Annotated in this window: 8 protein-coding genes; 5 read left to right on the forward strand and 3 right to left on the reverse strand. The window is 70.3% G+C overall.

Features of this window, described 5'->3' with window-relative positions; genetic code table 11:
• The 3 genes from V7067_RS13230 to coaD all read right to left on the reverse strand — a co-directional run.
• Positions 1-200: peptidylprolyl isomerase (locus tag V7067_RS13230; protein WP_334176373.1), on the reverse strand; the 200-nt coding region annotated here is incomplete at its 3' end.
• Positions 201-270: 70 nt separating this feature from the next.
• Positions 271-828: a peptidylprolyl isomerase gene (locus tag V7067_RS13235; protein ID WP_334176374.1), complete on the reverse strand. Its 558-nt coding sequence runs from the start codon at positions 826-828 to the stop codon at positions 271-273.
• Between the two features lie 65 nt (positions 829-893).
• Positions 894-1,454 (reverse strand): pantetheine-phosphate adenylyltransferase, encoded by a 561-nt coding sequence (gene coaD, locus V7067_RS13240; RefSeq protein ID WP_334176375.1) that lies wholly within the window; start codon positions 1,452-1,454, stop codon positions 894-896.
• Positions 1,455-1,815: 361 nt separating this feature from the next.
• Between coaD and tpiA the strand changes: the two genes are divergently transcribed.
• The 5 genes from tpiA to moaC all read left to right on the forward strand — a co-directional run bounded on the left by tpiA (position 1,816) and on the right by moaC (position 7,290).
• On the forward strand, positions 1,816-2,577 hold the full coding sequence (gene tpiA, locus V7067_RS13245) for a triose-phosphate isomerase (RefSeq protein WP_334176376.1): 762 nt from the start codon (positions 1,816-1,818) through the stop codon (positions 2,575-2,577).
• A 233-nt stretch (positions 2,578-2,810) separates the two neighbouring features.
• Positions 2,811-4,700 carry a SurA N-terminal domain-containing protein gene (locus V7067_RS13250; protein ID WP_334176377.1) on the forward strand — a complete coding sequence of 630 codons (1,890 nt, stop codon included), beginning with the start codon at positions 2,811-2,813 and terminating at the stop codon, positions 4,698-4,700.
• A gap of 207 nt (positions 4,701-4,907) precedes the next feature.
• Positions 4,908-5,936 carry an anthranilate phosphoribosyltransferase gene (trpD, locus tag V7067_RS13255; RefSeq protein WP_334176378.1) on the forward strand — a complete coding sequence of 343 codons (1,029 nt, stop codon included), beginning with the start codon at positions 4,908-4,910 and terminating at the stop codon, positions 5,934-5,936.
• A gap of 6 nt (positions 5,937-5,942) precedes the next feature.
• Positions 5,943-6,770 carry an indole-3-glycerol phosphate synthase TrpC gene (trpC, locus tag V7067_RS13260; RefSeq protein WP_334176379.1) on the forward strand — a complete coding sequence of 276 codons (828 nt, stop codon included), beginning with the start codon at positions 5,943-5,945 and terminating at the stop codon, positions 6,768-6,770.
• A 22-nt stretch (positions 6,771-6,792) separates the two neighbouring features.
• Positions 6,793-7,290, forward strand: coding sequence for a cyclic pyranopterin monophosphate synthase MoaC (gene moaC, locus V7067_RS13265; RefSeq protein ID WP_334176380.1), 498 nt, complete (start codon positions 6,793-6,795; stop codon positions 7,288-7,290).
• Positions 7,291-7,334 lie beyond the last annotated feature (44 nt).

A 7,334-nucleotide genomic window follows, 5' to 3' on the forward strand; every position in this document is an offset into this window, starting at 1 on the left:
GTGCCGTGGGGGCAGCCGGTCTGGGCCATGAAGCCCTCGATGACGCGGTGGAACACGATGCCGTCATAGAAGCCCTCGCGCGCCAGCGTCTTCAGGCGCTCGACGTGCTTCGGCGCCAGATCCGGGCGCAGCGCGATGACGACGCGGCCCTGCGTGGTTTCCAGAACGAGGGTGTTTTCCGGATCCTTGATCTCGGTCATGCGGGAATTCCTCTTGTGTTGTGAACGGGGCTTGTGCTGTTCGCGCAACGAAGACGGCTCAGGGCCGCCCTCACTTGTCGGCGACCCACGCCTTGATGATCTTGTCGGGCGCGTTCACCATGCCGTTGTTGGCCTCGTCGCCCTTTTTGATGGCGTCGACATACTGCATGCCGGAAACGACCTGCCCGACCACGGTGTACTTGCCGTTCAGAAAATCGCCCGGCGCGAACATGATGAAGAACTGCGAATTGGCCGAATCCGGGCTCTGGGCGCGGGCCATGCCGACAGTGCCGCGCTGGAACGGCACGGACGAGAACTCCGCCTTCAGATCCGGCAGGCTGGAACCGCCCGAGCCGGTGCCGGTCGGATCGCCGGTCTGGGCCATGAAGCCGTCGATGACGCGGTGGAACACCACGCCGTTATAGAAGCCTTCGCTCGCCAGCGTCTTCAGGCGCTCGGCATGGCGCGGGGCGTTCTTTTCGTCGAGGCGGATCTTGACCAGACCGTCCTTGAGCTGCAGCACGAGGATGTTGCCGGCGGGAACGGTGGTGGCGGCGCTGGCCTTCATGGCCGGGGCGGCGGCCACCAGCGCAAGGCCCAGCACGAAGGCGGCAAGGGTGCGGAACATGAGAAAATGAACTCCGGGTGAGAAGGCCTGCCGGCGGCAGGCCGGAAATCCGTCGGCGGCGGGCATCAGCGCCCGAGCCGCTCCTTCAGCCGGGCGATGACCGGGCCGGGCACGAACGGGGCCACGTCGCCGCCGAGCTTTGCGATCTGGCGCACCAGCGTGGCGGTGATGTGACGGACGCCCGGCGAAGCCGGCACGAACACGGTGTGAATGTCGCCGGCCAGCGTGCCGTTCATGCCGGCCATCTGCATCTCGTAATCGAGGTCGGTGCCATCCCTGAGGCCGCGCACGATCAGGCCCGCGCCCGCCGCCCGCGCCGCATCCACCACCAGACCGTCGAAGGCGATGACGGATATGCGCTGCGCCGCCTGCGCGCCGAAACGACCGGCCGCCACCGCACCAATCATCGCCACCCGCTCGTCGAAGCTGAACAGCGGCACCTTGCCGGGATGCACCCCGATGGCCACCACCACCCGGTCGGCCAGATGCAGCGCGCGGGCCAGCACATCCATGTGCCCTTCCGTCACCGGATCGAACGAGCCGGAATAGAGCGCCACGCGCGCCCCCGCGGCGCTGCCGGGTGCGGATTCGGGACGATCCGGCGGAGAAAGTGTCGGCTGAGACATGGCATCGTCCTTCCGCACGGCCCTTGCGGCCACCGCCCGCCCGCGCGGCGGCCCGGCGCTTTTCTGCCTGCCGCGTTGCGTAGCCGGATCGGCCCCGCCCTGCAAGCCTTGCCGGCAGTCTTCCTGCCCGCCTTGCCGCCGGTCTTGCCGCCCGCCTCGCCGCAGGCCGGCGGCGGCCCCGCGCGAAACCCCGGCTGCGGCCCCGCGCGAAATCGCAGCAGCCCCCGGTTGGCGGCGCTGCCAGCCTTGGAGGCCCCGGCAAAGCTTGCTATCGCTCGGGCCAAACACAGGAACACACGGGCGAAAACAACACGGGCGAAACCGCGCCGGCCCGATGCACGCCAACTTAAGGAGCCCCATCATGTCGCTGCCCAAGCCTCTCATTGCCGGCAACTGGAAAATGAACGGCCTCGTGGCCTCGCGCTCCGAGATCGATGCCATCGTTGCCGGTGCGGCGGCCGCGGCCGGCGACCGGGCCGATCTGCTGATCTGCCCGCCGGCCACCCTCATCGCCGGTTTTGCGGCGGCAACCGCCGGCAGCGCGCTCGCCATCGGCGGGCAGGACTGCCACGCTAAGGTTTCCGGCGCCCACACCGGCGACATCGCCGCCGAGCAGCTTGCCGATGCCGGCGCCACCTTCGTCATCGTCGGCCATTCGGAGCGCCGCGCCGACCACGGCGAGAGCGATGCCATCGTGCGCGCCAAGGCGGAAGCGGCGCTGCGCGCCGGCCTCGTGGCCATCGTGTGCGTCGGCGAGACCCGCGCCGAGCGCGATGCCGGGGAAACGCTGAACGTCGTCGCCACGCAGGTTGCCGGCTCGCTGCCCGATGCCGCGACCGCCGCCACCGTGGTCATTGCCTATGAGCCGGTGTGGGCCATCGGCACCGGCCTGACGCCCACGGCCGCCGACGTGGCCGAGGTGCACGGCGAGATTCGCCGCCTCGTGCTTCAGCGCTTCGGCGCCGAAGGCAACGGCATCCGCCTGCTCTACGGCGGCTCGGTGAAGCCCGACAATGCCCTTGAGCTGCTGGCCGTTGCCAATGTCGACGGCGCGCTCATCGGCGGCGCCAGCCTCAAGGCAAAGGACTTCCTCGCCATTGCCGCGGCCGCGCCGCAGCGCTGAGGCCGCGCGGCGGGCGGCCCGGCTCTGCGCCGCCCGCAGCTGCGGCCGCCGCACCGGCAGGGGATAAGCCACGGCCGGCGGGGGAACTTTCGTGGCCCCCGCCCCTTTTCCGCCGCGCTCGCCCCCCCTATTATCCGCCGCTCATGCGCAGGCGGGCATCCGCCCGCCGCGTTTTCCTTTTTTCAAGACTGAATGCGGCGACGCTGCGCCGCTGACAGGACGGCTGAATCCCGATGCTCAATCAAATGCGCCGCGGCGCCGGCAACTGGGTTGCCAAGCTCCTCATGGGCGTGCTGGTGGTCTCGTTCGTGGTGTGGGGCGTTGCCGACGCCTTCCGCGGCATGGGCGTTTCCACCATCGCCTCGGTGGGCGGCACCGATGTTCCGCTGTCCCGTTTCCAGCGCGATTATGCCCGTGCCCTGCAGCAGCTGAGCGCCAATGCCGGCCAGCCCATCAATCCGGCCGATGCCGCCGCCTTCGGGCTGCCGCAGCAGGTGCTGGGCCGCATCGTGACGGAAACGGTGCTGAACAACACCGCCGACGGCCTCGGCATCGGCATCACCGACGACGAGCTGCTGCGCCAGATCAAGGCCGACCCGACCTTCAAGGGCGCCGACGGGCAGTTCAGCGCCGATCGCATGCGCCAGCTGCTGGCCGCCAACGAGCTTGCGGAGGCCGACTACATCGCCGCCATGCGCGGGCTCTCCATCCGCCGGCAGATCATGGACGGCCTGTTCGGCGGCGTCACGGCCCCGGCGGTTCTGGTGCAGGCGGTGAATACCTACGCCAGCCAGCAGCGCACCGTGCATTATCTCGACGTGCCGCCGCAGGCGGTGGGCGCGGCCGCGGAGCCGTCGGAAGCCGAGCTGAAGGCGTTCTTCGAGGCGCACAAGGCCAGCTTCCGCGCCCCGGAATTCCGCACCTTCCAGGTGGCGACCCTCGATCCGGTGATGCTGGCCGCGGCCACGCCGGTTTCCGACGAGGACGTGAAGGCCGACTACGAGCGCAATGCCGGCAAGTACGGCACGCCCGAGCGGCGCAACGTGCAGCAGATCCCGTTCCCGGACCGCGCCGGCGCCGATGCGGCCGCCGCCCGGCTGGCCGCCGGCAGCCCGCTCGCCGATATTCTGGCCGAGCGCAAGCTGACGGACTCCGACATCGATCTGGGCCTCGTCGCCAAGTCGGGCCTGATCGATCCGAAGGTGGCAGACGCCGCTTTCGGCGCGCCGCTGAACCAGCCGGTGGTGGTCGACGGCCGCTTCGGCCCGGTCATCGTCATCGTCACGCAGGTGCAGCCCGGCCAGCAGAAGTCGTTCGCCGATGTCGCCGCCGACATCAAGCGTTCGCTGGCCGACGATCTCGCCCGCCGCAAGATGATGGAAATTTCCAACCAGATCGAGGATGCCCGGGCGGGCGGCGCGACGCTGAAGGAAATCGCCGACCGCTTCCACCTCGCCTTCGTCGAGGTGCAGAAGGTCGATTCCTCGGGCGAGAACCCGGCCGGCACCACCGTCAACGTGCCCGGCGGCCAGCCGGTGCTGTCGGCCGCCTTCCAGGCCGATCCCGGCAGCGAGCCGGATGCGGTGAAGCTCGCCTCCGGCGGGCTGGCCTGGATCGACGTGACCGACGTGACGCCGGCCCGCGACCGCGCCCTCAGCGAGGTGACGGCCGATGTCACCACCGCCTGGAAGGCCGATGCGACGCAGAAGGCGCTGGTTGCCAAGGCAGCCGAGATCGCCGCCGCAGTGCGCAAGGGCCAGACGCTGGAGGCGATCGCCGCCGGCCTCAACGTGGATGTGATGACGTCGGCGCCGTTCCGGCGCGGCGGCGCGGCCGAGGGGCTGTCGCCGGATGCGGTGGCGGCGGCCTTCAACGGCCCGAAGGGCTTCGTTGCCACCGCCGCCTCGGCCACCGGCGGTCAGAGCGTTCTGGTGGTGACGGAGGTCTACGACCCGCCGTTCGACGCCACGCTGCCGGCATCGGTGCAGCTTGGGGATCAGGTGACGGAATCGGTCAGCAATGCGCTGCTGTCGGAATATGTCGCGGCGCTGGAGGCCGAGGCCGGCATCAAGATCAATCAGGCCGCGCTCAATCAGGTCGTGGCCCCCGGCCGCGGGTCCTGAAAACCGGCTGATGCCTGAAAAAACGGCCCGGCGCCTGCGCCGGGCCTCTTTGCTTCCGGGGCCGGCCTCGGCTATTGCCAGAGCCGGATACACGCAGGGCAGCGCCGCGGCCTGCGGCAAGGCGGGCCTGCACGCCAACCGCAAGGCCCTGCAACGGGGCGGCGGCCGGACAGGACCGTTTCCCGCGCTTCAAGAGGATCGAAGTCCATGGCAGAACTGAAGCCGTTCATCGCCAAGGTCGCCGCCGGCCTGCCGCTGGAGCGCGACGAGGCGCGCGCCGCATTCGATGTGATCATGGCGGGCGATGCGACCCCGGCCCAGATCGGCGGCTTCCTGATGGCGCTGCGGGTGCGCGGCGAGACGGTGGACGAGATCGCCGGTGCCATCGGCACCATGCGCGCCCGCATGCTGGCGGTGGAAGCGCCGGCCGATGCGGTGGATATCGTCGGCACCGGCGGCGACAATGTCGGCACCTACAACATCTCCACCTGCTCGGCTTTCGTGGTGGCGGCCAGCGGCGTGCCGGTGGCCAAGCACGGCAACCGCGCGCTTTCCTCCAAGTCCGGCGCGGCCGATGTGCTGATGGCGCTGGGCGTGGCCATCGACCTGCCGCCGGCGCGCATCGCTACGGCGATCCGTGAAGCCGGCGTGGGCTTCATGTTCGCCCCCGCCCACCATTCGGCCATGAAGCATGTCGGTCCGGCGCGGGTGGAACTCGGCACGCGCACCATCTTCAATCTGGTCGGCCCGCTCTCCAACCCCGCCAGCGTGCGCCGCCAGCTCGTCGGCGTCTATGACCGCCGCTGGATCGAGCCGGTTGCAACCGTGCTGGCCGCCACCGGCTCGGTGCGGGCATGGGTGGTGCACGGCAGCGACGGGCTGGACGAGATGACCGTCACCGGCCCCACCTTTATCGCCTCGCTTGAAAACGGCAACGTCTCCACATTCGAAGTCTCGCCGGAGGAGGTGGGGCTGTCGCGCTGGCCGCTGGAGGCGCTGAAGGGCGGCGACGCCGCTGCCAACGCGGTGGCGCTGCGGGCCGTGCTGGATGGCGCGCCCGGCGCCTACCGCGATATCGTGCGGCTCAACGCCGGCGGCGCGCTGCTGGTTGCCGGCCGCGTGGCAAGCCTTGCGGAAGGCGTTGCGCTGGCCGGCGAACTGATCGATTCCGGCGCCGCGCGCGAGCGGCTCGATGCCCTCGTGGCCCTGACCAACCGCCCGGCTGCGGAGGCCTGACCGACCATGACCGTTGCAACGCCCCCGGCCGCCGAAGGCAAGGTGGACATTCTCGCCCGCATCGAGGCCTATAAGCGCACCGAGATCGCCGCCGCCCGCGCGGCGGTGCCGCAGGAGGAGGCCGAGCGCCTCGCCCGCGCGCAGCTTCCCGCCCGCGGGTTCCTGCGGGCGCTGCAGACATCGATTGCCGCCGGGCGCACCGCCCTCATCGCCGAAATCAAGAAGGCGAGCCCCTCCAAGGGCCTGATCCGGCCGGACTTCGATCCCCCGGCGCTGGCGCGCGCCTATGCGGCGGGCGGGGCGAGCTGTCTGTCCGTGCTCACCGACGGACCGTCCTTTCAGGGCCACGACGACTATCTGGTGGCCGCCCGCGCCGCGGTGTCGCTGCCGGTCATCCGCAAGGATTTCCTGTTCGAGACCTATCAGGTCTTCCAGTCCCGGGCTCTGGGGGCCGACTGCATTCTCGTCATCATGGCCGCCCTCGACGACACGGCCGCCGGCGCGCTGACGGAAACCGCCCTCTCGCTCGGCATGGATGTGCTGGTGGAGGTGCACGACGAGGCGGAGCTGGCGCGCGCGCTGAAGCTGCCTTCGCCGATGATCGGCATCAACAACCGTAACCTGCGCACGTTCGAGACCGATCTGGCGACCAGCGAGCGCCTTGCCGCGCTGGTGCCGCCCGACCGGCTGCTGGTGGGCGAATCCGGCATCTTCACGCCCGCCGACGTGGCGCGGCTGGCGAAGGTCGGCATCCGCACCCTGCTGGTCGGCGAAAGCCTGATGCGGCAGGCAGACGTGACGGCGGCCACGCGCCATCTGCTGAGCCTCGACTGATCCCATGGCGCCGACTGATCCCATGAATGACGGTCCGCGCCTGACCCATCTGGACGAGACCGGCGCCGCGCGCATGGTGGACGTTGCGGACAAGGCGGTCACCACCCGTGTGGCGGTGGCCGGCGGCGCGGTGCGCATGGCGGCGGAAACGCTGGCCCTGATCACCGGCGACGGGCTGCCGAAGGGCGATGTCATCGCCACCGCGCGCATCGCCGGCATCATGGCCGCCAAGCGCACCGCCGACCTCGTGCCGCTGTGTCATCCGCTGATGCTGCAGTCGGTGCAGGTGGAGATCGCCGCCGATGCAGCGCTGCCGGGGCTGCGGGTCACGGCCCGCGTCCGGGTCAGCGCCACGACGGGCGTGGAGATGGAGGCCCTGACGGCGGTCACCGTTGCCTGCCTCACCATCTACGACATGGCGAAGGCTGTCGACCGGGCCATGGTGCTGGAGGATATCCGGCTTCTTTCCAAGTCCGGCGGCCGGTCCGGCGACTGGCAGGCCGGACCGGCGGGCGCCTGAAACCGGCGACGGCCGGAGGGCTTTCAGGCCCTTCCGCGCGCGCC

The sequence above is a fragment of the Pseudoxanthobacter sp. genome, from assembly GCF_036822375.1.
Classification (GTDB): Bacteria; Pseudomonadota; Alphaproteobacteria; order Rhizobiales; family Segnochrobactraceae; genus Pseudoxanthobacter.